This is a genomic window from Bacillus proteolyticus (assembly GCF_001884065.1).
GTDB lineage: Bacteria > Bacillota > Bacilli > Bacillales > Bacillaceae_G > Bacillus_A > Bacillus_A proteolyticus.
Window position 1 is genome coordinate 1 of the sequence record NZ_MACH01000010.1, and the last position, 2,236, is coordinate 2,236.

The 2,236-nt window shown below is 30.7% G+C and carries 3 protein-coding genes; 1 reads left to right on the forward strand and 2 read right to left on the reverse strand.

Annotation, left to right across the window (positions count from 1 at the left end; all coding sequences use genetic code 11):
- Window positions 1–532 precede the first annotated feature (532 nt).
- Window positions 533–964, reverse strand: coding sequence for a hypothetical protein (locus BAQ49_RS02625; RefSeq protein WP_206775235.1), 432 nt, complete (start codon window positions 962–964; stop codon window positions 533–535).
- Window positions 965–1,036: 72 nt separating this feature from the next.
- On the reverse strand, window positions 1,037–1,369 hold the full coding sequence (locus BAQ49_RS02630; RefSeq protein ID WP_071744080.1) for a hypothetical protein: 333 nt from the start codon (window positions 1,367–1,369) through the stop codon (window positions 1,037–1,039).
- 273 nt (window positions 1,370–1,642) lie between these two features.
- Between BAQ49_RS02630 and BAQ49_RS02635 the strand changes: the two genes are divergently transcribed.
- Window positions 1,643–2,236, forward strand: a 594-nt coding sequence (locus BAQ49_RS02635; protein ID WP_071744079.1) for an IS6 family transposase, incomplete at its 3' end; no start/stop codon positions are given.

The following is a 2,236-nucleotide window of genomic DNA, read 5'->3' on the forward strand; positions in this document are numbered from 1 at the left end:
ACAATCGCAATGGCAGTTTTAAAATTTGTAGGTGGAATCATTCCATTTGTACAAGAACTTTTAAAAGCAGTAATGTAAGTTCATTATTACACAATTATTTATAAAAATTATCATATCTTAATACGAAAAAAGAGGAGGAAATACTATGGCAATCGCAATGGCAGTTTTAAAATTTGTAGGTGGAATCATTCCATTTGTACAAGAACTTTTAAAAGCAGTAATGTAAATTCATTATTCCGCAATTATTTATAAAAATTATCATACAAATGATCTGTATATCAAAAGTGAATTGATGTGCAGATCATTTGTGTGAGCCAAGTCCCTTTAGCCTTATTAAGGGACTTTTTTAAATTTCTCCATACTTGGGGTTCCGTCACATCAAGTTAAAGCACTTTTGAAACATTGAAAAGTGCTTTTTTATTATAAATACGAATGTAAACTTTTCGATATTAGTTTACATTCATTTTCCCATAATTATTAACCTTATCTCGAATCCCTTAATAATCTCAAAATCAACAACAAAAGTATACATTCAGGATGTTGATTTATCTCTTTTCTTTAAAGACGATAATACAAAGAAATATAAAACAGCTGGTATTATTCCAAAAAGAGCATTCCATACTAAGCCAGGTACCATAAAAACAAATGAAAACAATATACCTAATGAAATTACGCCAAATATCGCATAAATAAATAGTTGAACTAAATGAATTTTTTTAGGAGAATTCAGTTTACTTAAGACCTTTTTTGTAAACCAATCAATTAATAATGAAACTGGAATTCCAAATAATATAAATATAGGACTAATGTAGATTATGGCTATCATAAATATATCTAGAAATGAAAATTGATACGGATTAGCGAAAACAAAATCAAGTATTTCGAATGACGTAGACATAATTAATGCTGACAATATAGCTGCTATCAACCTTCTTAATAAATACACTGTTTTATCTCCTTTCATAAAAATTCAAAGTAAATACACTTGTAATATTTAATTACCATAACTCCCGTTATTGGAAGTCGTTTTAAAATTCTACATGTTTACTTTTTTCTTGTTCTTACGAATAAACCACAACACCACAGTTAAAAATAATAAAAAAATCAGTAAAAAGAGCGGTATTTTTTGAATAAAGAAAAATCCTTTCCAAAAATCTAACCTAGTACTTTCAGGAGAATCTGTTGCCATCCCACCTATAAAAAAAGACAACGGAATAGCAAGTATATTCATCCCTAAACCGATCATTATGAATGATAGATTTTTATTCCGAATTTTTGGTAATGCAGCCATAATAAATAAAGATAATGAGGTAACAATTATAAGAAACAGTAATCCAAAATAAAATCCAAAATAAAATACAATATCCATAATAAATCCCATAATATCCCTCCAAGACTTTAATTGTACCATCAATAAGGGTAATTTGGGTTGAATATGATATTTATAGAAAGTTAACATAATGCAACATTAGCGCTAGCAAGATTTTATGAGAATCCTTGTTTTTATAGGGTTCTTTTTTCTTTTCTAGTAAAATTGATATACATGATTTGGTTCTGGTGCAAAAACTTCGGGAAAATTGCAATGAATCTATAAATCTTGGACATACTGATACTATTACTCTAGAAAGGGTGCGTGATCAGTATGGAAAAGGAGAATTTGTTTAAATGGAAGCATTATCAGCCCGAACTAATCTTATTAACAGTAAGGTGGTACCTGCGGTACAATTTGAGCTTCCGTAACCTGGTGGAAATGATGGAGGAAAGAGAATTATCAATTGCTCACACAACGATTATGCGCTGGGTTCATCAATATGGACCTCAATTAGAAGAGAAAGTACGACATCATCTTAAATCAACAAATGACTCGTGGAGAGTCGATGAAACCTATATTAAAGTAAAAGGTCAATGGATGTACTTATATCGTGCGGTTGATTCAGAGGGCAATACAATTGATTTTTATCTAAGTAAATCAAGAGATAAACAAGCAGCCAAGCGCTTTTTCAAGAAAGCCTTGGCTTTTTCGTATGTTTCTAAACCTCGCGTGATAACAGTAGATAGGAACCCTGCCTATCCTGTAGCGATTCAAGAGTTGAAAGAAGAGAAACATATGCCTGAAGGCATACAACTAAGGCAAGCTAAATATCTCAATAATATAGTGGAACAAGATCATCGTTTTATTAAGAAACGCGTGCGTTCTATGTTGGGATTCAAGTCATTTAAAACAGCAACCTCTATA

Bases quoted from the DNA above. Each gene is read 5' to 3' on its own strand.
- BAQ49_RS02625 (WP_206775235.1), bottom strand. From the start codon at position 964: ATGAAAGGAGATAAAACAGTGTATTTATTAAGAAGGTTGATAGCAGCT.
- BAQ49_RS02630 (WP_071744080.1), bottom strand. From the start codon at position 1,369: ATGGATATTGTATTTTATTTTGGATTTTATTTTGGATTACTGTTTCTT.